Source organism: Lacibacterium aquatile (genome assembly GCF_042683105.1).
Lineage (GTDB): Bacteria > Pseudomonadota > Alphaproteobacteria > Elsterales > Elsteraceae > Lacibacterium > Lacibacterium aquatile.
In genome coordinates, this window is sequence record NZ_JBHUIP010000016.1 from 345,120 (window position 1) to 368,232 (window position 23,113).

The 23,113-nt window shown below is 61.7% G+C and carries 21 protein-coding genes and 1 pseudogene; 3 read left to right on the forward strand and 19 right to left on the reverse strand.

Annotated features, from left to right (window positions below; all coding sequences use genetic code 11):
* Positions 1-26 precede the first annotated feature (26 nt).
* The 5 genes from ACFSM5_RS21205 to ACFSM5_RS21225 all read right to left on the reverse strand — a co-directional run bounded on the left by ACFSM5_RS21205 (position 27) and on the right by ACFSM5_RS21225 (position 6,054).
* Complete coding sequence (locus tag ACFSM5_RS21205; RefSeq protein WP_379878771.1) at positions 27-1,262, reverse strand: hypothetical protein; 1,236 nt, start codon at positions 1,260-1,262, stop codon at positions 27-29.
* The gene (locus tag ACFSM5_RS21210) at positions 1,259-2,323 is read right to left on the reverse strand and encodes a hypothetical protein (protein WP_379878773.1); all 1,065 of its coding nucleotides are present in this window, start codon (positions 2,321-2,323) and stop codon (positions 1,259-1,261) included. Before ACFSM5_RS21210 ends, ACFSM5_RS21205 begins: the two co-directional genes overlap by 4 nt.
* On the reverse strand, positions 2,316-3,308 hold the full coding sequence (locus tag ACFSM5_RS21215) for a hypothetical protein (RefSeq protein WP_379878775.1): 993 nt from the start codon (positions 3,306-3,308) through the stop codon (positions 2,316-2,318). Before ACFSM5_RS21215 ends, ACFSM5_RS21210 begins: the two co-directional genes overlap by 8 nt.
* 146 nt (positions 3,309-3,454) lie before the next feature.
* Entirely contained in the window at positions 3,455-4,021 is a 567-nt protein-coding gene (locus ACFSM5_RS21220; RefSeq protein WP_379878777.1) for a hypothetical protein, read from the reverse strand.
* 101 nt (positions 4,022-4,122) lie between these two features.
* Positions 4,123-6,054 (reverse strand): recombinase family protein, encoded by a 1,932-nt coding sequence (locus tag ACFSM5_RS21225; RefSeq protein WP_379878779.1) that lies wholly within the window; start codon positions 6,052-6,054, stop codon positions 4,123-4,125.
* 83 nt (positions 6,055-6,137) lie between these two features.
* Between ACFSM5_RS21225 and ACFSM5_RS21230 the strand changes: the two are divergent.
* From ACFSM5_RS21230 to ACFSM5_RS21240, 3 genes and pseudogenes are all read left to right on the forward strand, one after another.
* Positions 6,138-7,016, forward strand: a pseudogene (locus tag ACFSM5_RS21230) (YifB family Mg chelatase-like AAA ATPase); the annotation flags it as partial.
* 435 nt (positions 7,017-7,451) lie between these two features.
* Entirely contained in the window at positions 7,452-7,742 is a 291-nt protein-coding gene (locus ACFSM5_RS21235; protein ID WP_379878781.1) for a muconolactone Delta-isomerase family protein, read from the forward strand.
* Positions 7,743-7,745: 3 nt separating this feature from the next.
* Entirely contained in the window at positions 7,746-8,393 is a 648-nt protein-coding gene (locus ACFSM5_RS21240; protein ID WP_379878783.1) for a LysE family translocator, read from the forward strand.
* An 8-nt stretch (positions 8,394-8,401) separates the two neighbouring features.
* On the opposite strand, the gene ACFSM5_RS21245 is transcribed toward ACFSM5_RS21240, so the two are convergent.
* From ACFSM5_RS21245 to ACFSM5_RS21310, 14 genes are all read right to left on the reverse strand, one after another.
* A complete protein-coding gene (locus tag ACFSM5_RS21245; protein ID WP_379878785.1) occupies positions 8,402-8,809 on the reverse strand; it encodes a DUF3995 domain-containing protein in 408 nt (135 codons plus the stop codon).
* Complete coding sequence (locus tag ACFSM5_RS21250) at positions 8,809-9,462, reverse strand: class I SAM-dependent methyltransferase (protein WP_379878787.1); 654 nt, start codon at positions 9,460-9,462, stop codon at positions 8,809-8,811. Before ACFSM5_RS21250 ends, ACFSM5_RS21245 begins: the two co-directional genes overlap by 1 nt.
* Positions 9,459-10,385, reverse strand: coding sequence for a 4-hydroxybenzoate octaprenyltransferase (gene ubiA / locus ACFSM5_RS21255; RefSeq protein WP_379878789.1), 927 nt, complete (start codon positions 10,383-10,385; stop codon positions 9,459-9,461). Before ubiA ends, ACFSM5_RS21250 begins: the two co-directional genes overlap by 4 nt.
* A 19-nt stretch (positions 10,386-10,404) precedes the next feature.
* Positions 10,405-11,217: an alpha/beta hydrolase family protein gene (locus tag ACFSM5_RS21260; protein ID WP_379878791.1), complete on the reverse strand. Its 813-nt coding sequence runs from the start codon at positions 11,215-11,217 to the stop codon at positions 10,405-10,407.
* An 89-nt stretch (positions 11,218-11,306) separates the two neighbouring features.
* Entirely contained in the window at positions 11,307-13,433 is a 2,127-nt protein-coding gene (gene pnp, locus ACFSM5_RS21265) for a polyribonucleotide nucleotidyltransferase (RefSeq protein WP_379878793.1), read from the reverse strand.
* A 273-nt stretch (positions 13,434-13,706) separates the two neighbouring features.
* Positions 13,707-13,976: a 30S ribosomal protein S15 gene (rpsO, locus tag ACFSM5_RS21270; protein WP_379878795.1), complete on the reverse strand. Its 270-nt coding sequence runs from the start codon at positions 13,974-13,976 to the stop codon at positions 13,707-13,709.
* A gap of 18 nt (positions 13,977-13,994) precedes the next feature.
* Entirely contained in the window at positions 13,995-14,918 is a 924-nt protein-coding gene (truB, locus tag ACFSM5_RS21275) for a tRNA pseudouridine(55) synthase TruB (protein ID WP_379878797.1), read from the reverse strand.
* Positions 14,902-15,345: a 30S ribosome-binding factor RbfA gene (gene rbfA, locus ACFSM5_RS21280; protein ID WP_379878799.1), complete on the reverse strand. Its 444-nt coding sequence runs from the start codon at positions 15,343-15,345 to the stop codon at positions 14,902-14,904. The genes truB and rbfA overlap by 17 nt, the downstream gene beginning before the upstream one ends.
* A 155-nt stretch (positions 15,346-15,500) precedes the next feature.
* Positions 15,501-16,232 carry a substrate-binding periplasmic protein gene (locus ACFSM5_RS21285; protein WP_379878801.1) on the reverse strand — a complete coding sequence of 244 codons (732 nt, stop codon included), beginning with the start codon at positions 16,230-16,232 and terminating at the stop codon, positions 15,501-15,503.
* A gap of 126 nt (positions 16,233-16,358) precedes the next feature.
* Positions 16,359-19,130: a translation initiation factor IF-2 gene (gene infB, locus ACFSM5_RS21290; protein WP_379878803.1), complete on the reverse strand. Its 2,772-nt coding sequence runs from the start codon at positions 19,128-19,130 to the stop codon at positions 16,359-16,361.
* Positions 19,131-19,149: 19 nt separating this feature from the next.
* Entirely contained in the window at positions 19,150-19,788 is a 639-nt protein-coding gene (locus ACFSM5_RS21295; RefSeq protein WP_379878805.1) for an RNA-binding protein, read from the reverse strand.
* Positions 19,785-21,281 carry a transcription termination factor NusA gene (gene nusA / locus ACFSM5_RS21300; RefSeq protein ID WP_379878807.1) on the reverse strand — a complete coding sequence of 499 codons (1,497 nt, stop codon included), beginning with the start codon at positions 21,279-21,281 and terminating at the stop codon, positions 19,785-19,787. Before nusA ends, ACFSM5_RS21295 begins: the two co-directional genes overlap by 4 nt.
* A 57-nt stretch (positions 21,282-21,338) precedes the next feature.
* Entirely contained in the window at positions 21,339-21,872 is a 534-nt protein-coding gene (gene rimP, locus ACFSM5_RS21305; RefSeq protein WP_379878809.1) for a ribosome maturation factor RimP, read from the reverse strand.
* Positions 21,873-22,026: 154 nt separating this feature from the next.
* Positions 22,027-23,094: a sn-glycerol-3-phosphate import ATP-binding protein UgpC gene (locus ACFSM5_RS21310; protein WP_379878812.1), complete on the reverse strand. Its 1,068-nt coding sequence runs from the start codon at positions 23,092-23,094 to the stop codon at positions 22,027-22,029.
* Between the last annotated feature and the right edge of the window lie 19 nt (positions 23,095-23,113).

Sequence of the window (23,113 nt, forward strand, 5' to 3'; positions counted from 1 at the left end):
CGTGTCTCCTCGTGCAGGGTGGGTTTTTAAGATCCGAGCTTTCGCCGACGGGCCGAAGGAACGGCACTGAACGGGATGCGTTCAGGCAGGCGGTCCTGGCCATAGTGGGCGTTTGAGCTTTCGGAGGCATGGATGGCCTGTTTGGCGCTGGCGATATTGCCGTCCCGCAACTTCTTCATCTCGCCTATCAGAACATGGCGGCCGACCAGCGGTGTGATGGAGACGCCTTGCAGGCGGGCGCCATAGAGCTGCTGGTATTTTGTCAGCAACTCGTTGATGGCTTGCGTCGTCGCGCCTCGCTTGCCGCGAAAGAACAGACTTTCAATGCCGTGCCGCATCCGGTGTGTCCGGAAGGTTTCCTCAAGAATCGCCAAGGTCCGGTCGGCGATGCCGCTGGGCCGGGTTCGGGTTGAGCGCTCGATCTTGCCGATGCGGCCAACGACGCAAGGGATTTCCTTCCCTTCACGGCTGATTTTAAGGGTCCGGCAGCTGTGGCGCAGAAGTGCCATTTCCTGCCTGCGGGCTCCGATGAGAAAGGATAGCCGCAGGATCCCGGCCCCCTGAACTGCACACATCAGGCTATCAATGCAGCTATCATTCGGGAGGGGGGTGACGAAGTCGCCAAGATCGTCTGGAATCCTCGACTTAACCTTGGCACTGGCATCAAGGTATGCCTGGAGGCGTGGAGCGTCCTTCAGCAGGATTTCCTCGGCATGCTGCAACATAATCCGGACCTCTTCGGGCGACGGAAGCCGACGCCGTTCTTTTACCGGTCGCGTCCGCTGGAACCTCTGAAAGGCCAGGCGAAGGTCGCTGGCTAGCAGCGTGGGAGCGCCGTCGAGGCCGAACTCCTGGGCCACAGTTGCCATGTTGGTGAAGGCCAGATACAGACTCCGGCGCCGGGAGGGGTCCGTCGGCATCGCCAGGTTTGTCAGCATTTCGACTGTGATGTCCGCTAACTGGAGCGCCGGTAGCTCGTGTTGCTCGGACAGATCCAGCATGGCGGCTCGGATCAGGTACAGCGTGCGCCTGATCGTCGAGACAGTCCGCTGTCCGCTGATATAGCTGTGGTAGGCCCAAGCCTTTAAAATGTTGAGATCCTGGTTGCGATGTCGGTTGGAGTAGGGGATCGCGCAGGTCGACGGCCAGTCGATTTTCCGTTCCGAGATCGGGACTGTGGCATCCATTTCGTGCTCAAATGACCAGACGTCATCATTGAAACGCGCGTGATCGTTGATTCGGCGATTTTCAAGCTGGCTCATGCCGAAGCTCCTGATTGGGTCATGTTTGATTGAGCGGCGCGCAGGATTTCATCCCAGCGGGCGAGGCCCATTGAGCTTTTGAGATAGCTGAGGGCGACGCGGGAATTTGGCGTCTTGTGGCCAAGTCGCGTGGTATCGAGGCCCAAACGCTGTAATTCTCCGGCTTTGGCGTCGCGCAAGCGATCAGCTGTGGTATTCGGCTGATCGATCCGCTGCATCGCGGCACGGAAACATTTGGATAGCGGGTCATGATCATCGATGCTGATCGTTGAGACGCTATTCCAGCGCCGATTTGCTTTCAGTGTATGCCAGGACCATAACGTCGGAGTTCCATGAAGCTCCTGAGCAGTTGCCAACAATTCGAGTACGTTGCGGACGCTCTGGAGCTGATCATGGTCATGCCATTTCACCCAGGTGCCCGGCCGCCTGGCGCGCGCTTTGTCCATCCAATATCGCCGTCCTTCGACATCGATACTGTCTGGCTGCATCATCAGAACGACGCTGACGTTGGCCCCTAGCGCGCGGATGATGAAGGCCGCGGCCATGCCGATATCATGGGCTGTTGGGCGGCACGGGCCATCAGGAGCGGTCACATATGCCTTGAAGTCCTGGTGCCAGTCTGCGAGGGACTGATCTAACTTCGTCTGGCAAGCCTCTGAGAGAGGTTCCGTGTGATCGCGAGCCGCCTTTTTGAGGGGATTGCGGTTTGCGCTCCGGCAACCCAACATCCGGGTTAACTTGATAAACGTCGCGCCGAGAAACCAGCGATAGCTTTCTGCCAGGTCGGGCAGGTTAGCAATCCGGCTTTGAGTGTGCCTCACCAGGTCTTGCGAGAGATCAGCAAGAGAGCGAGGGGCCGGTTGGCCGAGGTCAAGAGCCGCCTTCTCGAGGGCTGGGATGACATACCTGAGATTCCGCTCGATGTTGGTCAGCGTGGACAGGCGGTATCTGCGGTCGGCGCGGAGGGCGATCTGTTCGGCCACCCAGGCACCGGTCGGCGAGATATTCGCGATGCGGGTAAAGTCGATGCGCCGACCCTGACTGTCGATCACTTTAGTCATAGAACTTCCTCCGTCGGACGCTGGCGCGACGTGGTCGGAGCGTCGGGTCGGGCGCGTAACCCAATTCGTGGACGTAGTCCCAGGTGGTCTCAGGGTGAGCGTGGTGCAGAGTTTTCTGCAGGGCCTCGATGGGATTGAATCCTTCAGCCTGTCCGAACTGCTTCATGAACAGCGACGCGTAATAGTGACGGAAGCCGTGAGAGGTCAGTTTCAGGCCGCTGTCGTGCCGCGAGGGGAACGCCGATCCGTTGTTTTCATTGACCGCGAGAGGTTCATCCTCTGCTTTCAATAGTTTGGCATCGACGCAAGCCTGCTTGATGGCTGCGTTGAAGGCCTTGTTTGTCAGCCGTGCCTTTTCTGAAGGGGAAAGGCGCCAGAGAGCTTCGAAAGATGCTGCAGCCTCCTCCGAAACCCAGAGTGAGCCGGGGCGTCCCCCTTTGACGGTGACCGGCACTTCCTGGAGGCCGTGATCTCCCGTTGGATGTCGTTCAGGCCAGGTTTTGGTGAACGCCTGACGGATTTCATCCCAGCGGGCACCGGTATCCAGCATGCAGTCGGCAATGTGCTGAAACATTACCGGCAGGTGCGAGATCATCAGTTCCATGTTGTTTTCGGTGGGCAGACGAATCTCTTGTTTGCTCCGGCCGGTGATCTCGAAGTGCGGCACAGCTGCGCCGTCGATAACCTTCATCTCCGGTTTGGGAAAGTTGTTGGACACCAGGCCGCGCTCGCCGGCCAGTCGGAACAGCTCCCAGAGGATGTAGTGCTCCCGATAGACCGTAATGAGGGCGCGATTCCTGTGAACGGGGTTTGCCGCTTCGTACATGTCACCCGTGTGCTTGAAATAGGCCCAGAATGCCTCCTCTGGGAGGTTGCTGAGATCCAGCCCATTATCGTTGACGAAGTTCAAAAATCGCCCGAACACAGAGGCATAGGCCAGTTGTGTATTGGGTCTCAGCTTCGCAGGCGCTTTGATCTCAAGCATAGCGTTACCAAGAACGCTGATCTCAGGATTTCCTTGTATATAAACAACAGGTCGTGTATTAAGCGCGCGAAGGACGGATCTTTGATTTCGTCTGGACATAGGGCTGAAGTTCCTTGGTTTTGCTTGAAAAAGGCCGAACTTACACTTTAGCACAGATCATCGCGATTTTCAATAGATTTTCGCGATGATTTTCTACTTTCAATTTCATGATATCGAAGTAGATGTTCACAGAAGTGACGACAAGCCCCAGTTGAAGCTAGGGTCAGTAAGTCACTGACCGCGACGGTGAGAATCTCCCGCAGCGCTTGCGATTTGTCGTGCAGGCGGCACAACCTATTGTGGTCAAAAATATTTTCGAGTTGCTCCATTGAAACCCGGAGCGGAGCCCTGACGAGCGAGGGCGACCAGGGGATCAATGTGCGGAGATGCCCGTCATTGAGAACCAGAGGGCGATGGCCTTTCTGGATCCGCAGGGCCTCAAATTCGGCCAGCTTTTCTTCGGTACCGATCAGGGTGGAAGCGTAGCGTCGGGAGCGGACATCCCAGACGTTCTGCAACTTGGACAGGGCGGATGAGCCGTCGTAGACGTCCAAGGTCTCGATCTGCAGACCTGTACCAGCCTGCTTCGGCAGCAAGCCTGCCTGCAGGACGAGAAACTCCGGCCCGGATGGCGGGAGGTCGAAGGCGATGTAGCGGGTCGGAATCAAGCCCATGGTGCCTCCTTGGAAAGGGGAGGCCACAGGTGGGCTCGAAGGTCAGTCTTTCAAGTTTTTAAGGGGCAAAGCAAGGCTGAAGCCCGCATGAATCCTGGCTTTCAACCTCCGATCTCTGCAAGTTCATCATTGTATTTCCCAGCTTCCAGATCGCGTACGAACCGGTCAAACGGCGACTGGTCATAGCCTGTCAGCGGTGCGACCGCTGACAGATAGGGTTCCCGCCTTAACTCGGGCGACATCGCGAGGGCCCTCAAAAGCTCGTGCCGGAGATAGTCGCGCCGGTCATCTGGTAGATCCGGTTCCTGGAGGCGCATGATGACGCTGTCGGCCACCAGCTGCGCGAAGCCAAACAGGTGTTCGTCAGACCAGTCGAGGTGATCGTCGCCCATGGTTGGAATCAGAAAGGTATTCTTCAGATCGGGCTGGCCGTCAGCGGTCTTGGGGGTGATCCAATAGCCCCAGAGGTCGATCTCAGAGTCCAGGTCTACGACGATCCGGGAGACGTGCCGGCGCAGGATAACCGCCGCTTTTTGACGGTGGCTTTGGTGCTCGGGCGTGTCCTGGCCCAGTTCTTCGGCTTGGAAGGCCTCCCGGAAGACCTGCAAATTGGTCAGGTGGGCCTTATCGTCTTGGGCCGCCGCGGTGGTTTCTATCGCGGTGTGGAGACGGCCGATTTCAGCCTGGCACTCTTTTATCTGAGCGTTGGCAGCGTTCATCTCATCTCTGATTTGCTCATTGTCCATCGCCTGGGTCTTGATGAACTCGATGAGCTGCTTATTCCCGTCGCGCAGCTTGGCAATCTCGGCTTTCTTGGCATCGATTTGGCCCATCAGCACTGGCGTCTCGTCCTGGACGCCATGATAGGCGTGGAAGGCGCGCAAGGCGTTGAAGACCGCATCGATGGTGGTGGACTGCTCGTGTCGGGTCGGGGTCGTGCAGCTGATCCCACGGCGGTGGCCGGCGCAGATCAGCTTTCGGACGAGACGTCCGTTTTTCAGCCGCCCGCCTTCCCCGGCGGTCCAACTGATCAGGGCGGACCCGCATCCGCCGCACACGGCCAGGCCGCCAAAGGGTGAGCCCGCTTTGGCCCCGGTCCGCCCCTTCAGCTGCAGCAGGGCGCGACCTCTCAGCGCTGATTGCGCGGCGTACCACAGGTCTTCGCTGATGGCGGGTGGGTAGAAGTTCTTGATGGGTGGTCCAACCGGCTTCCGTCGCTTTTTATCCGGCTTCGTGGGATCGGTGCTCTCGATGACCTCCATCTTGTGCGGGTGGTAGGTCCCAATGGTGGCATCGTTTTCCAGGATCTTGATGATGTAGGAACTGTGCCAGGCTTGGCCGCGTCCAAAGACGGGCACGCCCTCTTCGTTTAGCTGCTTCGCGATCGTGTGGCGGCCTAGGCCATTGGTAGCCTCGCGGAAGATGCGCTCGACGATGCGGACGTGTTCGGGGATCAGCTCGAACCGCTTGGTTCCGCGTTCTTGGACCATGCGGATCCAGGCCGGCACGATCCGGGTCATCGGCTCGAGATGTTCCTGGGCCTTCTTGCGTTTCTCGGTCCAGGCTGCAGTTAGGCGCTTGGACTTTGTCTTCGATTCCTCATGGGCGCGCGCCATCACCATGATCGAGCCGAACAGCAGGAAACTGTCCTTGTTGATCGACTCGCGGGTGAAGTGCTGACCGTCCCCGCCTGTGACGATCGACACCCCCGCGTTGAGCAGTGCTGTGAAGATTGGAAGAGCGTCGAGTGGTGCCTGGCGGGACAGGCGATCAAGAGATTCGACCACCAGTACGGAGCCCCGTGGGATCTCGCCGGCCTTAACCTTCGCCAGGAAGACGCCCAGGGCGCCGCCGTCGGCGATGTTGGCACCGCTGTATGCCGAGACGCCTTCGTCCATGTAGGCCTCGGCGATTTCCAGCTTTAGCTTCTCGGCCCATTCCTTGATCAACTCGTTCTGACGGCGCTTGGAATCGCCTCGCTTTTGCTGGGGGGAGCTGAAGCGGAGGTAGCTGTAGATGCGGGCTTTTGCCATGCTGTCGTTTCACGCGGGGACGGTGGGGGGCCACTGAGCCTAGCGTCGTGCTGGAGCCGCGTCGATTGGAAAGGATTATCGAACACAATATGTTGATGATCGGGCCTCCAGGGTCGGGCAAATCGATGCTGGCGGCGCGTCTGCCCGGCATCCTGCCGCAACTCACCCCGCGCGAAGCCTTGACCGTCAGCATGGTGCATTCGATTGCGGGTCAGCTGGAGGGCGGGCGGCTGCTGACGCGGCGGCCCTTCCGCGATCCCCATCACTCGGCCTCGGTCCCGGCATTGGTCGGCGGTGGGCACCGGGCGCGGCCGGGGGAGATCAGCCTTGCCCATGCCGGCATCCTGTTCCTGGACGAGCTGCCGGAATTCCAGCGCGGCGCCCTGGAAGCCCTGCGGCAGCCGCTGGAAACCGGCAAGGTCTCGGTCGCGCGGGCCAATGCCCATGTGACCTATCCGGCGCGCCTGCAGCTGGTCGCCGCCATGAATCCCTGCCGCTGCGGGCATCTGGCCGACCCCTCGCGCACCTGTGGCAAGGCCCCGCGCTGTGCCGTCGATTACCAGGCCAAGCTGTCCGGGCCGCTGCTGGATCGCATCGACCTGCATGTGGAGGTTCCGGCAGTCTCCGCCGCCGACCTGACCCTGCCGCCCCCGCGAGAAGGTAGCCGCGAGGTGGCATCGCGGGTTGCCAAAGCCAGGGCGATCCAGACAGATCGCTATGCCGATAGTCCCGATATCGCCACCAATGCCGAGGCCGATGGCGATCTGCTGCTCAAAGTGGCTGAACCGGACGCTGCCGGGCGTACCCTGTTGACCGAAGCCATCGACCGTCTGAAGCTTTCCGCCCGTGGCTATGCCCGCACCCTGCGGGTGGCACGCACTCTGGCCGATCTGGCGGGCGAGGCGCGGGTTGGGCGGCTTCACGTAGCCGAGGCACTGGCTTATCGAAGAATTGGTATCTGAGCAGAGGAACTATAGTGACTTCGACGAATGAGAGACGGCTTACAATCGGCACTGACTCTGCGGAGGCTTTGAAGCGTGATATAAAGGGTTATCTCATAATTTCGGCTATAGTGTCATTTGTATTGTTCTTAAGTGCGAATCCATTTCTAATAACCGCAGAAAATAAAATCTATAATATAATATTTGTAAGTCTTTTCTTGATTTTATTTCTATTTTTCAATTCAAAGCTGGATAAGGCGTTCCGGGAGGTCTATGATTTAAAGGGAAAGCTGAGGTTTGCTGCACTTCTATTTTTTGTCACATATGTTTCTCCGATTATAGTTTCTTCTATGTTTTTGGCTGGACTTGGCCTCTTGTTTTTCCTTTGCACCCCGATAGGGATTGTGATCCTGCTTCTAATCCTGATTTTCAAAAAGAAGTAGTCGAGTCATCGTCATGCAGTTCTTCATCCTGATTCGCCGTCGTGTCGAAGCCCTGTCGCCCGAGGAGTTCGAGCCCTGGTTCCCGCCGGAGCAGGAGCGGGTGCGCGAGATGTATGCGGAAGGTTTCGTGCGGCAGATCTGGCGGCGCGGCGATATGCCGGGCGCGGTGATGCTGGTCGAAGCGGCGGATGAGGCCGAGGTGCGGGCCAAGCTGCAGACTCTGCCGATGCTGGCGGCCAATCTGCTCGAACTGGTCGCGGTGACGCCGCTGGAGCCCTATCCGGCCTTTGGTCCGAGGGCCTAGATCATGAGCATTCTGACGATCCTGGCCTTCGGCTTTGCGTTCTTTGTTGGGGCGGCGACCCCTGGGCCGACGGTGCTGCTGGCGATGACCAACGGGTCGCGCTTCGGGGTGAAGCGGGCACTGCCGGGCATGGCCGGGGCGGTGGCGTCGGACTTTGTGCTGATCGGTGCGGTGGCCCTGGGGCTGGGTGCGCTGCTGGCGGCGTCGGAATTCTGGTTCACGGTCGTCAAATGGATCGGCGTTGTCTATCTCGCCTTCCTGGGGATCATGCTGCTGCGCTCCAAAGGCTCGCTGGACGGGGCTTTGGCTCAGGCGGCGGAAGGCAGCACGGGGTCAGGCAACGTGGGGTCGGGGCGCCGGATCTTCCTGAAAAGCTTCCTGGTCGCGGTGACCAATCCAAAGGGGTATCTCTTCTTCTCGGCCTTCCTGCCGCAGTTCGTGAACCTCGATCTGCCCCAGGCGCCGCAATATCTCACCCTCGCCCTGGTGGCCGGGGCGGTCGATACGCTGGTGATGCTGGGCTATGCGGTCTTCGGGTCGCAGGCGGTGCGGTTGCTGAAGGCGCGCGGCGCCCTCTGGCTCGACCGGATCAGCGGCGGTGCCTTGCTGACCCTGGCGGGATCGCTGGCGTTTTACCGCCGGGCAACGTAAGGGGCCGCCTAAGCGGTCAAGATCATGAAGCCGATGCCGGATGCGATGCAGAACGGCGAATAAAACAGCGTGTCGAGGGTCGCAAAGCGAGTACCCCGGATCCGCTTCAGCAGGCCCAGGTACCGGCGCTCACCAATGCCCCGGAACAGCAGCAGGGCGCCGATAGCGGTACCGCTATAGCGGATGATGTCGCCCGGCGGTGGCACCATGCCCAGGCGCCACGCCACGGCCGCGATGGCGAACAGGCTGACGGCGATAAGAAGCGTCCCCCGAGGTTTGGGGTGAAAGACGGGCCTACCGTCGGGCAAAGTCGGAATGGCGGCAGCTTTGCCAATCTTGCCGCCCAAACCCCAATAGAGATGCACCAGCCCCAGCAGGGCAAAACAGACGGCAAGCACGGTCGGTATCAAGGTCATCAGGGGGCCATCAGTCGGAAGATTGCGGTTTCCCGGCTCTCGTGGTCCTCAAGGTCCAGGTTCGTCGGGATCGTATAGGTGGTGATGCGTTGCAGGCCGGTTTCCGGCAGGTAGGCGCGGCCGGGATCCGCCAGCAGCACGGGAATGCCGCGCGCGGCCTGCGCCCTCGCCCAGGTCGTCACCCGCTCGGCCAGGGGGCGCTCGTAACAGAGATCGCCGATCAGCAGCAGATCGCAGTCTTTCAAAGGCTCGGCCATCAGGTCGGCATCGCTGGTGGCGATGGTGACGCCGTTGGCGGCGGCATTCAGCTGAATCGCGGCTAAGGCAAAGACGTCGATATCGACAGCCAGCACCGAAGCCGCGCCGGCCTTGGCGGCCGCCAGGGACGTCAGGCCCGACCCTGCGCCCAGATCGACCACCCGCTTGCCTGCGACGATGGCGGGATGATCGAGCAGATAGCGCGCCAGCCCCTGTCCGCCGGGCCAGGCAAAAGCCCAATAGGGCGGCGGCAGTCCAGTTTTTTCGAGGGTTTCCTCGGTCGCCTGCCACAGGTCCACGGCGACATCGGCCAGATGCAGACGCAGCTCGGGGACAAACTCCAGGGGCTTCAGAAGCGTCTCGGCACGGATGAAAGCGGCGGGATCGATTGTCATGCCAGGGCCCCGGCTATCAGCAGCGGCAGCAGGAACAGCCCGCCCGCGAAGCGATTTGATTTGAACAGGGTCAGGCAATTGTCCGGATTGTCGATATCGAGCCAGACCAGCTGCCAGAGGAAATGCCCGCCCATGCCGATCAGGGCCAGAGCACTCGCCCAGGCCGGTACCCCGGCGCCCCAGCAGGCCAGGCCCAGCAGCAGAAGGGTCGCGGCATAGAAGCCGGAGATCCAGAATTTTGTTTCGGATCCGAAATGAAGGGCGGTGGATTTCACGCCGATCCGCTCGTCATCGTCCTTGTCCTGGTGGGCATAGATCGTGTCGTAGCCGAGGGTCCAGAGGATACCTGCTGCATAGAGCGCCAGGGCTGGCCAGTGCAGGGCACCGAAGCTCGCAGTCCAGCCCAGCAGCGCCCCCCAGTTGAAGGCGAGGCCCAGGACGAACTGCGGCCAGTTGGTAAAGCGCTTCATGAAGGGGTAGGCGATGATGATCGCGACCGATCCGAAGGCCCAGAGGATGGTCGGCAGATTGAAGGTCACCAGCACCGCAAGCCCGACCAGCATCTGGGCCGCCAGGAACACCAGCGCCTGCCGTTTGCTGACGGCCCCGGAGGGCAGCGGGCGCTGCGCGGTGCGGGCAACCTGCCGGTCGAACTCCACATCGGCGAGATCATTGATCGTGCAGCCAGCCCCCCGCATGGCAACAGCCCCGATGGCGAACATCAGATAGGGCAGGGGGCTGAGGTTCCCGGCCAGCGCCAGCCCCCACCAGCAGGGCAGCAGCAGCAGCCAGGTTCCGATAGGCCGGTCGAGCCGCGCCAGCGCCGCATAGGGGCGCCAGCCTTGGGGCAGCAGGCTCAAAAGATCGAAACGGATATCGGAGCGGGTCAGCATGGCGGCGAGCTTAGGGGAAATGTCCGCCAAGAGCACTGCAAACTACAAACTAGGTCGCAGGCGTGCGGGTGAAGAAAGCCGCCGTGGCGGCGATCAGATCGTCGAGCGTCTCGCGGGTGGTGCCGCTGTTGAAAGCGTGATCCATCGGGGCGGTCCAGAGCTCTTGAGGCCCGCGATGCGCCGCTGCGAATTTCCCGGCTGTCCCGACGGCGATGGCGCGATCCAGGGTGCCTTCGGCAAAGAAAGCTGGCCCGCGATAGGCGGCGATATGGGTCAAAGGATCCATCGCCGCCACCTCGGCAAAGAAAGCGGGGCCAAGCGTCAGACTCGCGCCCCACGGCATCTGAATGTCCACGGGCCGGTCGCTGGCAAGGCCGCGCTGATAGGCTTCCTGTCCAATGAGGGTGGGAAAGGACACGGCGGGTTCACCCACGGCGGCCCACAGCGCGATCCCGGCTGGCCGGTTCGTCTGTCCGGCAGTGACGGCGGCGACCAGCCCGCCCTGGCTCCAGCCCAGCAGGTAGAGGCGGGAAGGATCGATCGCAGGATGTGCTGCTATAAACTCCATCGCAGCGACGCAATCGGCGATCTGGCAGCTATAGGTCGTATCGGCAAACCGGCCGCCGCTCTCTCCTGACCCCCGGAAATCGATCCGCAGGCTGGAAAAGCCGAGAGTTTCAAGTCGCTCGGCGACGTAGGCGAAGATCCCCATGCCAAGGGCCGGTGTCGCCAGCTCGTCCCTGGTGCCAGCGAAACCATGCAGCAGAAGCACGACGGGCGAGGCATTGCCACCGGCAAGCCGCAAGGTGCCGACGACAGCTTCGCCTTCCACCTCGAAGGTTACGATTTCTTCCCGTGCCATCGTTCCGATCCTAGCGAGGACGGAGGTTCCGGCAAAACAAAACCCCGCCGGTTAGGGCGGGGTCTGTCTTCGTCGGGAGAACCGAGCCGTTAGGCCGACGGCTCTTCCTTCTTCTTCGAGATGTCTTCGCCAGTGGCCTGGTCGACCGACTTCATCGACAGCTTGATCTTGCCGCGATCGTCGAAGCCCAGGACCTTGACCTTCACGGCGTCGCCGACCTTCACCACGTCGTCGGTCTTGGCAACGCGCGAGGCGGCCAGTTCCGAGATATGGACGAGGCCGTCACGGCTGCCCAGGAAGTTCACGAAGGCGCCGAAATCGACGGTCTTCACGACCTTACCGTTGTAGATCACGCCCAGTTCGGGTTCGGCGACGATGCCCTTGATCCAGTCGATGGCGGCCTTGGCCTTCTCATCGTCCGTGGCTGCAACCTTGATCGTGCCGTCGTCTTCGATGTCGATCTTGGTGCCGGTGGTTTCGGTGATCTCGCGGATCACCTTGCCGCCCGAACCGATCACGTCGCGGATCTTGTCCTTGTTGATCTGGATGACGGTGATGCGCGGGGCATTCGAGGACACGGTGCCACGGGCAACGGTCAGGGCCTTCGCCATCTCGCCCAGGATGTGCAGGCGGCCGCCTTGGGCCTGGCCCAGGGCGATCTTCATGATCTCTTCGGTGATCGAGGTGATCTTGATGTCCATCTGCAGGGCGGTGATGCCCTTTTCGGTCCCGGCGACCTTGAAGTCCATATCGCCGAGGTGATCTTCGTCACCCAGGATGTCCGACAGAACGGCGAACTGGTCGCCTTCCTTGATCAGACCCATGGCGATACCGGCAACCGGGCGTTCCAGCGGCACACCGGCGTCCATCAGCGCCAGCGAGGTGCCGCAGACGGTGGCCATCGACGACGAACCGTTCGATTCGGTGATTTCCGACACGACACGCAGGGTGTACGGGAACTTTTCCTTGGCCGGGAGCAGCGGGTGAACCGCGCGCCATGCCAGCTTGCCATGACCGATTTCGCGGCGGCCCGGCGAACCCATACGGCCCGTTTCACCGACCGAATACGGCGGGAAATTATAGTGCAGCATGAAGTTTTCGCGGTATTCGCCGGCCAGCGCGTCGATGACCTGCTCGTCCTGACCGGTGCCCAGGGTGGCAACGACCAGCGCCTGGGTTTCGCCGCGGGTGAACAGGGTCGAACCATGGGCGCGCGGCAGCACGCCGACTTCGGCCAGGATCGGGCGGACGGTTACGAGGTCACGGCCGTCGATGCGCTTCTTGGTGGCGAGGATGTTGCCGCGCACGACGTCGGCTTCCAGGTCCTTGAACTTGGAGGCGGCGAGATCGGCAGGCAGACCTTCGGCGACCAGGGTCTCGATGGCCTTCTTTTTGACTTCGCCGACGTTCTTGTAACGCTGCTGCTTCACCGTTTCGGTATAGGCAGTGGCCAGATCCTTGCGGGCGACTTCCGACAGACGCTTGGCAACGACAGCTTCTTCAGCGGCCGGTTCCGGCATCTCGTAGGGGTCCTTGGCGGCCTTCTGGGCGAGATCGATGATCGCTTCGATGACGGCCTGGAATTCCTTGTGACCGTAGGTCACGGCGCTCAGCATCACGTCTTCGCTGAGTTCCTTGGCTTCCGATTCGACCATCAGCACGCCTTCGGTCGTACCGGCGACAACGAGGTCGAGGGACGATTCGAGCGACTGCTTGGCGGTCGGGTTCAGGACATACTGGCCGTCGATGTAAGCAACGCGCGCAGCGCCGATCGGACCCAGGAACGGGGCGCCCGACAGGGTCAGGGCAGCCGACGCGCCAACCATGGCGACGATATCGGGATCGTTTTCCAGATCGTGGCTGAGCACGGTGCAGACGACCTGCACTTCATTGCGGAAACCATCGACGAACAGCGGACGGATCGGACGATCGATCAGACGCGAAACCAGCACTTCCTTTTCGGAAGGACGGCCTTCGCGCTTGAAGAAGCCGCCCGGGATCTTACCGGCGGCGAAGGTCTTTTCCTGATAGTTGACGGTCAGCGGGAAAAAGTCCTGACCCGGCTTCTGAGCCTTTGCATAGACCACGGTGCAGAGCACGGCGGTGTCGCCATAGGTGGCGAGGACCGAACCATCGGCCTGGCGCGCGATGCGGCCGGTTTCGAGGGTCAGCTTACGGCCGCCCCACATGATCTCTTTTTTGTGGATAGTGAACATCTAATCGTCCTTCCCATTCATGTGGGCGGGTGGGAGTGGCCCCAAACGCCCCGGACCTTCAAATTTTCCAGGGTGCGGTCCGCGACACCCTGCCCGCCGAACGATGGCTCGGCGGCAGCATTTCGATGCATCGGCCAGGAACAACGCGCCTCAAGTAGGCCAAGGGCCGGTAGGCGCCCGTAAAGGGCCTTAGCAAAATAGACTACGACCCGCCACCGAAGCCGGTAGCGGGTCGCACGTCTTATTTCCGATCTAGCGAGAAGCCAGCAGCCATTAACGGCGCAGGCCGAGACGCTTAATCAGACCTTCGTAACGCGACTGGCTCTTGCCCTTCACGTAATCCAGCAGGCGACGACGCTGACCGACCAGGACCAGCAGACCGCGACGCGAATGGAAATCCTTCTTGTGCGTGCCGAGGTGGTCGGTGAGGTTGCGGATGCGCTCCGACAGGATCGCGATCTGCACTTCGGGCGAACCCGTGTCATATTCGCCGGTGGCGTATTCTTTGATAAGCTCTTGCTTACGTTCTGCAGTAATCGACATCGGATGGTCCTTTCAAATCTAGAGGTTGAACACCCGCTGTGGACGAAGAACACCGGCTTCGAACGTCACCAGGGCGACAGGCGTTTCACCGCAGGTCGCAATGGCAATATTCTCGTCGGTCTGGGGTAGGTCAGGGGGGATGCGGGAGGGTTCCAGCATCACCGGCTGCCCTTGAGCCAGGCGCTTCGCCTCTTCCTCCGTCACGGCCAGAGCCAGGATGTCGTCCAGCACGGTCATGAGCGGAAGCAGGCGTTCCGATAGCGGCGCAAGATCGTTGGATTCGGGACTTGAGTCCAGCGAAATCGCATGTTTTTCGGTGAAGGGGCCGACCCGCGTGCGGCGCAGGGCGGCAATATATCCAAAACACCCCAAGATCTGGCCGAAATCGCGTCCCAAAGCCCTAACGTAGGTACCTTTGCCGCAATCCACCTCGAACTCGGCATTATCGGCGTCGATCACGCGGATCAGGCGCAGATCGTCGATGCGCACCGTTCGTGCAGCCAGTTCCGGTATTTCGCCGTCGCGGGCCAGATCATAGGCGCGCTGCCCATCGACCTTCAGAGCTGAAAAAGCGGGCGGCATCTGCGAGATATCGCCGATGAAGCGGGGCAGGATCGCACGGATATCTGCTTCGGTCGGGCGGCTGTCGCTGGTGGCGATAACCTCACCCTCGGCATCATCCGTAGAGCGGGCTTCACCCCAGCGGACCGTGAAGCGGTAGGATTTCGCGCCATCCATCGCATAGGCGACCGTCTTGGTCGCTTCCCCGAAGGCCAGCGGCAGCAGCCCGCTCGCCAATGGGTCGAGCGTTCCGCCATGGCCGACCTTGGCGGCATTCAGCAGCCGTTTGGCCTTGCCGACAACGGCAGCCGACGACAGACCCAGGGGCTTGTCGATTACCAGCCAGCCGTGAATGGCCTCGCCCTTACGACGCCTTGCCATCGTCCTCGCCATCTTCGGCCGTATCGTCTTCCGGCAGATCGGCGCGGACCTTGGGTTCGCTTAAGAGCGCGCCGATGCGGGCGGCCTGATCGAAGGATGTATCGGCCTGGAAAGCCAGTTCCGGCACGAAGCGCAGATTGACCTCCCGCGCCAGCTGGCCGCGCATATAGGCGCTGGCCCGCTTGCAGGCCTTGACCAGATCGGCGGTCGTCCCGCCATCAGGCATCGAACCCAGCGGGGCGACGAAGCAGGTGGCGTGGCGCATATCGGGCGACATGCGGACTTCGGTCACCATGATGGTGACGCCGGTCAACACCGGATCGCGCAGCCCGTCGCGGGTCAGGATCCGCGTCATGGCGTGGCGGACTTCCTCGCCGACTTTCAGCTGACGGGGCGACGGCCCCGAACCCCCCTTGGAGCGGGTCATGGCATTCTACAATCGTTGGTGAACAAGATCCGGGTAGAAACACCGCAAGGACGGCGCTGTCAATCTTTGTGCGGGTCCTGCCCTATATGGCCTACCGCGCCTTGCGCTACTTGAGGCTGGTATTTTGCCTATCGCGCTTTGCGCTACTTGAGGCCTTATTGGGTCAGGGCGGTGCCGACGGTATCAGCCAGCAGCCGCTCCAGCGTACCGTCCGCTTTCATCTCGGCTAGCGCCTTAGTGACGGCCTGGATTGCCGGGTCTTGAGTCCGCCCCTCGGCGGCGACAACGTAAAAAGGCAGTTGCGCCAGGATGAGGCGGCTGCCAAAGACTGGCCTCATATCCTCCTCTTTTGCCTGGGCGGCGACCGAAAGCGCTGTCGTCACCACGGCATCGAGCCGCCCGGCAGCCAACATGCGCAAGGCTGTGGAGACTTCGACCACTTCGACCTTGGTGATCAAGGGGTCGGTATCGAACTTATGGCCGAAGCGGGCTTTGCGCATCACGCCCACACCGCGTAGCCGATAGAGATCATCATATTTGGCAAGCGACATCCCGGATCGCCCGACCGCGATCAAAGGGACAGTAAAGCTTTCGCCGACAAATTCGACCCCCGGCACGATGGCCGGGCTGTGGGCGAGTTGGGACTGACCGGCCTGCAGGCGTTCGTAAATGCGGGTCAGCGGCATCTTCTCGAGCCTGATCTTGATGCCGGACCGCTGGCTGAGCAAATCGATGAAGGGGGGCATGAGGCAGATTGTCGGTCGGGCGTTCGATGGGCAGGTCCAGCCCACCTGATCGACAACGTCAAAGATCAACCCGTCCGCCTGAGCCTGGGCAGTTACCGTCACGCCAATCAGAAATGCGCCCGTGCGGGCCCAGGAGAACATTGGCCGCCCTTCTTTCATCTATTCCGGAATAGCGTACCTCTCAAAAGCAACGGGGCGTGAGTCCTAAACAAAAGCCCCGCTCCTGTTTCCAGGGCGGGGCTGTTTGATCGCGTATGAGATGTAAGATTAAAGTGTACGGGCTTCTTCAACCATTTCGAAGCCTTCGATCACGTCACCAACCTTAAGGTCGTTATAGTTCTCGAAAGCCATACCGCATTCGAAGCCTTGCTTAACCTCACGGACTTCGTCCTTGAAGCGACGCAGAGTCTTGAGGGTGCCTTCGTGAATGACGACGTTGTCGCGCAGCAGGCGAACCTTGTTGCCGCGCTTGACGATGCCTTCGGTGACGAAGCAGCCGCCGACGGTCCCGACCTTGGTGATGTTGAAGACTTCGCGAACCTCGGCATAGCCCAGGAAGTTTTCACGCACTTCCGGCGACAGCATGCCGGACAGCGCCGCTTTCACGTCATCGACCACATTATAGATGATCGAGTAGTAGCGGATATCGACACCATCGCGGCGGGCCAGTTCGCGGGCCTGGGCATTGGCGCGGACGTTGAACGCGATGATCATCGCGTTCGAGGCACGGGCCAGCGTCACGTCGCTTTCCGAAACCGCACCGACGCCCGACGACAGGATGCGTGCCTGGACTTCTTCGGTGCCGAGCTTGCCCAGCGAGGCCGAAATGGCTTCGAGCGAGCCCTGCACGTCCGACTTGATCACCATCGGCAGCTCTTTGGCTTCGCCGGCAGCAATCATCGACAGCATTTCCTGAACCGTGCCGCGGGCGGCGCGCTTCACTTCGGCTTCGCGCTTCACGCGGGCACGATACTCGCAGACCTCACGGGCGCGGGCTTCGGTCTCGACGACCACCAGCTCGTCACCGGCCATCGGAGTACCCTGGAGACCCAGGACTTCGACCGGCGAGGCGGGACCGGCTTCCTTGACCTGTTCGCCACGGTCGTTGACCAGGGCGCGGACACGGCCCCATTCGGTACCGGCAACGAAGATGTCGCCGACACGCAGGGTGCCGCGCTGAACCAGGACGGTCGCCACCGAACCGCGACCGCGATCCAGCTTGGCTTCGACCACGGTACCTTCGGCAGCACGATCCGGATTGGCGGTCAGCTCCAGGATTTCTGCCTGCAGCAGGATCGCTTCTTCAAGCTTGTCGAGGTTGGTGCGGGCCTTGGCCGACACCGGCACGGCGATGATATCGCCGCCCAGCTCTTCGACGACGAGGCCGTGCTGCAGCAGTTCGTTATGGACGCGGGTCGGATTGGCATCCGGCTTGTCGATCTTGTTGATCGCGACAACCAGCGGCACGTTCGCTGCCTGGGCATGCTTAATGGCTTCGACGGTCTGCGGCATGATGCCATCGTCGGCAGCCACCACCAGGATGACGATATCCGTGACGTTGGCACCGCGGGCGCGCATTTCGGTGAAGGCTTCGTGGCCCGGGGTATCGATGAAGGTGATCTTCTGACCGCCTTCCATCTGGACCTGATAGGCACCGATATGCTGGGTGATGCCACCGGCTTCGCGGGCAGCCACGTCGGTCGAGCGCAGGGCGTCAAGCAGCGAGGTCTTGCCGTGGTCGACGTGACCCATGACAGTGACGACCGGGGGACGCGGGGACAGATTGACCGCATCGTCCTCGCCGCCGCCCAGACCGATCAAAACGTCGGCTTCCGAAGCGCGCTTCGGCGTATGGCCGAATTCCGCGACGATCAGTTCGGCGGTATCGCCGTCGATCACCTGGTTGATAGTCGCCATGACGCCCATGCGCATCAGGGACTTGATCACCTCGGCGGCCCGTTCGGCCATACGCGAGGCAAGTTCCTGAACGGTGATGGCATCGGGGATGATGACTTCGCGCAGGATCTTCTCCTGACCGCGCTGCATCATCCGCAGACGTTCTTTTTCACGGGCACGACGCATGGAGGCGACCGAACGGACGCGCACCTTGTCGTCGCCATCCAGCGCCTGGGTGACGGTCATCTTGCCGCCGCGACGCTTATCATCCACGCGCTTGGCGGGCGGGGCTGCCGGACGCTTGGCGGCGGCGGCGGGCGGCGGTGCGCCGCGCTTGGGTGCAGCGCGGGCAGGGCCTTCGTCTTCTTCTTCTTCGACCGCGCGACGGCCGACGGCCTGGGTCGGCGGAGCGACCTTCGGCGGTTCAGTCGTGCGGACGACGCCGCCCGGCGCGGCGGGATTGGCGATCGGCTTCGGCTCGACCTTGGGCATCGCTGCCTCGCGGGCGGCTTCCTCGGCTTCGCGGATCTTGCGCTCTTCTTCTTCCTTGGCCTTGCGGACAGCCTCTTCGGCGGCGCGGATCTTTTCCTCTTCCGCGCGCTTGGCGTCTTCGATGGCCTTCAGGCGCGCTTCTTCGGCGAGGCGAATCTTGTCTTCTTCGGCGCGCTTGGCGGCTTCCTGCAGCACACGGACGCGGGCTGACCGTTCTTCTTCGGTCAGAGTCGCCAGGGCGCGGCCGGTTTTACCTGTCTGGGTCGGGCGGACCGGGATCTTGTCGCCAGCTTGCGTCGGCACATTGGGCGACGGAGCCGACGGGTTCGGTGCGACAGCCGGAGCAGCCGCCTGAACGACTGGGGTTGGTGCCGGAGCGGGCGCCACCGGAGTTGCGGGCGCGGGCGCGGCAGGGGCTGCAACCGACGCGGGGGCTGCTGCAGGTTGGGTCGGCGCAGGCGTCGCCGCCGTCGACTGACCGGCGTCAGCCTGACCATGGCGCTGCTTGCGCACTTCGACCTGAACCGTCTTCGAACGCCCGTGCGAGAAGCTCTGGCGCACGCTGGCCTGTTCGATCGGCTTCTTGAGCTCGAGCTTGCCCCTGCCCAAGGTCAGAGGCTTTTTGCTACCTTGCTCGTTCTCGTTGCTCATGCTCTTTCCGACGTCCTTCTCAGCCAACCTTCGCGCGCAGCCCAGAGAGACGCGTCAGTTCGCTTTTCAAGCGCGACGCTAAACCGCCTCGGGCAACAGCCACATGCACCAAATGATCGCGACCGAATGGCGCTGCCAATTCGACTGCGGTCAAAACCGACCATTCCGCGGCGCCCACTGCCTTGGCGAGATTGGCCAGTTTTGACCGTCCCCCTTCAGCTGCGTCGACCGCCTGTAACAACAAGGCTGCTTTTCCGTTTCGCAGCAGGCTTTCGGCCTGGTCGTAACCAGCCGCCACCTGCCCGCCCCGTCGTGCGAGCCCCAATAAACTACCGCAGCGCCCCGCGATCAACCTTTCGAGCCGCGCCGCCAGATCATCCGGGACCTGCACGGCACGCTTAGCAGCGCGCGCAAATCCCTTTTTCTTAACCGCCGCCGCGATCGCATCGAGATCCGGCGAGATATAGAGCCCACGCCCCGGCAGTTTGCCGTCCAGGTCGGGAACCAGCGAGCCGTCCGGAGCTACCACGCACCGGACCAGCTCGTCTTTTAGTTTGACCTCGCCGGTTCCGACACACCGCCGGTGCGGCCCGCTTTCGGGCAACTCCGGCAGGTCGTCAGAGGGATCCGGCGCGTCGTTAGGCTCTTCCTGCGTCAAGCCTGCTCGCCGCCCTCGAACCAGTGAGCGCGCGCGGCCATGATGGTCTCGTTCGCTTCTTCTTCGGTCAGTTCGCCGACGATCTCGATCAGTTCGTCAGCGGCCAGATCGGCGACGTCATCCAGGGTCTTGGCACCCTTTTCGCCCAGCTTCACCAGCATGCGCGACTTGAGGTGCGGCAGGGCGGCAATGGCGTCTTCGACACCCAGCGCGATGCGCTTTTCGGTATCGGCAACGTCGCGCTGCTCCAGATAGACACGGGCGCGGTTCTGAAGTTCTGCCGCGACGTCTTCGTCGAAGCCTTCGATACCGGCCAGCTCGTCCGTCTCGACCTCGGCCACTTCCTCGAGGCTGGTGAAACCTTCACCGACCAGCAGATGGGCAATGAGCTCGTCAACGTCCAGGGCTTCGATGAAGAGTTCCGAACGGGCACGAACTTCTTCGTTGCGGCGCTCCGACTCTTCCTTCTCGGTCATGATATCGATGTCCCAGCCGGTCAGCATGGCGGCAAGGCGCACATTCTGACCACGACGGCCAATGGCCAGCGACAGCTGATCGTCGGGAACGATGACTTCGATACGCTTGGTCGCTTCGTCAAGCACGACCTTGGCAACTTCGGCAGGTGCCAGGGCATTGACGACGAAGGTCGCGGGATCGACCGAGTAGGGGATGATGTCGATCTTTTCGCCCTGCAGTTCGCCGACGACGGCCTGCACGCGGCTGCCGCGCATACCGACACAGGCGCCGACCGGATCGATCGAGCTGTCGTTCGAAAGCACGGCGATCTTGGCGCGGCTGCCCGGATCGCGGGCAACGGCGCGGATCTCGATGATGCCGTCATAAACTTCCGGCACTTCCTGGCTGAAAAGCTTAGCCATGAACTGCGGATGCGAGCGCGACAGGAAAATCTGCGGGCCGCGCTGTTCGCGGCGCACGTCATAGATATAGGCGCGCACGCGGTCACCGGGGCGGAAGGTTTCGCGCGGCAGCAGCTCGTCACGGCGCAGCACGGCTTCGGCGCGGCCCAGGTCGATGGTGACATTGCCGAATTCGACACGCTTCACGAGACCATTGATGATCTCGCCGACGCGGTCCTTGAATTCCTTGAACTGGCGGTCACGCTCGGCATCGCGCACGCGCTGCACGATCACCTGCTTGGCGGTCTGCGCGGCAATGCGACCAAACTCGATCGGCGGCAGCAGATCGGTAATGAAGTCGCCTTCCTCGGCTTCCGGATTGCGAACCTGCGCTTCTTCGAGGCTGATCTGCGTCGCGTCGTTATCGACAGCGGCGACCACTTCGCGGAAGCGGCGCAGCGAAATCTCGCCATTGCCGCGGTCGATCTCGGCGCGGATGTCATGCTCGATACCATATTTGGAGCGGCCAGCCTTCTGGATGGCCTGTTCCATGGCAATCAGCACTTCTTCGCGGTCGATGCCCTTTTCACGGGCGACGCCATCGGCAATTTGCAGCAGTTCGACTCGGGTCTGCACGGCTCGTTGTCCTTAACGTTCATGCGGGCCGCGGGAGGCGGCGGTTGATCTTAAAAACTAGAGGACCGGGCGGTCCGGAGAGTTCTTCAGGAGATCGTCGGTCAGCACCAGCTTGGCGCGCACCACGGACCCCAGGGGGATGGAATAGTCGATGCCCGCATCGCGCAGGCGGACGATATCCTGATCATCGACGCCCAGCAGGCGGCCCTTGAACCGCTTGCGGCCATCGATCAGGCGATCGGCGTCGATCTTGACCTCGAACCCGGCAAAGCGCGCGAAATCGCCGCGTTTGGTCAGCGGCCGGTCGATACCGGGCGAGCTGACTTCCAGGTGATAAGCGCCAGTGATGATATCTTCGACGTCCAGAATGGCCGAGCTGGCGCGGCTGATATCGGCGCAATCGTCGACAGACATCGGGGCGTTGTCGATACGCTCGGCCATGATCTGCAGGGTCGGGCGCTTGCCACCCGTCAGCTGCACACGCACGACACCATAGCCCATCGCTTCGAGCGACGGGTCGATCAGCGCTTCAATCTTGGTCGCCAGGCCCTGGGCCTCCGGCGTAATGCGAATATCGTCGTTATCGTCCATGGGCGAGGCCCGGCATCCCTTCGCTTCCTTGACGGAAGCGCTAAAGAAAAAGGTGGGCCAATGGCCCACCCTTCGTAAGAAGCGTGGTCATAAGACACTTCTGCCTTATGACGATGCCCCTAAAATACTCAAAAATTCTGCAACCGCAAGCGATTCAGTTAAGACGCAGACCTGTGTTGCTGTCGAAGAGGTGCAGATCGCTGGAATTGGGGGCCAGCGTCAGCTTGTCGCCGACGGCAACCTGGGTCGAGCCGTCGAAACGGGCAATCACGCTTTCGCCACCGGCGAGTTTCACGTGCACCAGGGTGTCGGCGCCCAGGGCTTCGACAACTTCGACCGTACCCGCCAGCGCGCCTTCACCGGCGACTTCCAGATGTTCCGGGCGAACGCCCAGCACGACCGGCGCCCCGGCCTTGCCCGTAACCCCGGTGCCGACCGGAACGCGGATGCCACCGGCAAGCTCGACCGACGCGCCATCGGACCCGATGGTTGCCGGAACGAAATTCATCGCGGGCGAGCCCAGGAAACCTGCCACGAACTGTGAGGCCGGACGGGCATAGAGATCGAGCGGCTTGCCGATCTGTTCAGCCCGGCCACCGTTCATGACGATCAGACGGTCGGCCATGGTCATGGCTTCGACCTGATCGTGGGTCACATAGATCGAGGTCACGCCCAGCTTCTGCTGCAGCTTCTTGATCTCGACGCGCATCTGCACGCGCAGCTTGGCATCGAGGTTCGAGAGCGGTTCGTCGAACAGGAAGCAGGCCGGTTCGCGCACGATGGCACGGCCCATGGCGACGCGCTGACGCTGACCACCCGAAAGCTGCGAGGGCCGACGCGGCAGATATTGGCCAAGCTGCAGGATCTGGGCGGCGTTCTGCACACGCGCTTCGATCTGTTCCTTGTCGATACCGCGGTTCTTCAGGCCATAGGCCATGTTCTCCGCCACGGTCATGTGGGGATAGAGCGCGTAGTTCTGGAAGACCATCGCGATATCGCGATCCTTGGGCTCCAGATCATTCACGACCCGGCCACCGATCTCGATGGTGCCGGCGGTCATGGTCTCGAGACCGGCGACGATGCGCAGCAGGGTGGACTTGCCGCAGCCCGACGGGCCGACGATGACGATGAATTCGCCGTCCTGGATCGCGCAGTCGATGCCGTGGAGGATATGGGCGTCGCCGAAGCTCTTCTTAACGCCCGCAAGGGTAACGGTTGCCATTCTGATTATCCTTATACGC

What these genes read in the sequence shown, in the direction of transcription:
- rpsO (WP_379878795.1), bottom strand. Translation starts at nt 13,976, where the DNA reads ATGTCGATTACTGCAGAACGTAAGCAAGAGCTTATCAAAGAATACGCC.
- rbfA (WP_379878799.1), bottom strand. Translation starts at nt 15,345, where the DNA reads ATGACCCGCTCCAAGGGGGGTTCGGGGCCGTCGCCCCGTCAGCTGAAA.
- ACFSM5_RS21235 (WP_379878781.1), top strand. Translation starts at nt 7,452, where the DNA reads ATGCAGTTCTTCATCCTGATTCGCCGTCGTGTCGAAGCCCTGTCGCCC.
- pnp (WP_379878793.1), bottom strand. Translation starts at nt 13,433, where the DNA reads ATGTTCACTATCCACAAAAAAGAGATCATGTGGGGCGGCCGTAAGCTG.
- ACFSM5_RS21285 (WP_379878801.1), bottom strand. Translation starts at nt 16,232, where the DNA reads ATGTTCTCCTGGGCCCGCACGGGCGCATTTCTGATTGGCGTGACGGTA.
- ACFSM5_RS21310 (WP_379878812.1), bottom strand. Translation starts at nt 23,094, where the DNA reads ATGGCAACCGTTACCCTTGCGGGCGTTAAGAAGAGCTTCGGCGACGCC.
- ACFSM5_RS21260 (WP_379878791.1), bottom strand. Translation starts at nt 11,217, where the DNA reads ATGGCACGGGAAGAAATCGTAACCTTCGAGGTGGAAGGCGAAGCTGTC.
- ACFSM5_RS21220 (WP_379878777.1), bottom strand. Translation starts at nt 4,021, where the DNA reads ATGGGCTTGATTCCGACCCGCTACATCGCCTTCGACCTCCCGCCATCC.
- ACFSM5_RS21250 (WP_379878787.1), bottom strand. Translation starts at nt 9,462, where the DNA reads ATGACAATCGATCCCGCCGCTTTCATCCGTGCCGAGACGCTTCTGAAG.
- ACFSM5_RS21210 (WP_379878773.1), bottom strand. Translation starts at nt 2,323, where the DNA reads ATGACTAAAGTGATCGACAGTCAGGGTCGGCGCATCGACTTTACCCGC.
- ACFSM5_RS21225 (WP_379878779.1), bottom strand. Translation starts at nt 6,054, where the DNA reads ATGGCAAAAGCCCGCATCTACAGCTACCTCCGCTTCAGCTCCCCCCAG.
- infB (WP_379878803.1), bottom strand. Translation starts at nt 19,130, where the DNA reads ATGAGCAACGAGAACGAGCAAGGTAGCAAAAAGCCTCTGACCTTGGGC.
- ACFSM5_RS21205 (WP_379878771.1), bottom strand. Translation starts at nt 1,262, where the DNA reads ATGAGCCAGCTTGAAAATCGCCGAATCAACGATCACGCGCGTTTCAAT.
- truB (WP_379878797.1), bottom strand. Translation starts at nt 14,918, where the DNA reads ATGGCAAGGCGTCGTAAGGGCGAGGCCATTCACGGCTGGCTGGTAATC.
- ACFSM5_RS21245 (WP_379878785.1), bottom strand. Translation starts at nt 8,809, where the DNA reads ATGACCTTGATACCGACCGTGCTTGCCGTCTGTTTTGCCCTGCTGGGG.
- ACFSM5_RS21240 (WP_379878783.1), top strand. Translation starts at nt 7,746, where the DNA reads ATGAGCATTCTGACGATCCTGGCCTTCGGCTTTGCGTTCTTTGTTGGG.
- rimP (WP_379878809.1), bottom strand. Translation starts at nt 21,872, where the DNA reads ATGGACGATAACGACGATATTCGCATTACGCCGGAGGCCCAGGGCCTG.
- ACFSM5_RS21215 (WP_379878775.1), bottom strand. Translation starts at nt 3,308, where the DNA reads ATGCTTGAGATCAAAGCGCCTGCGAAGCTGAGACCCAATACACAACTG.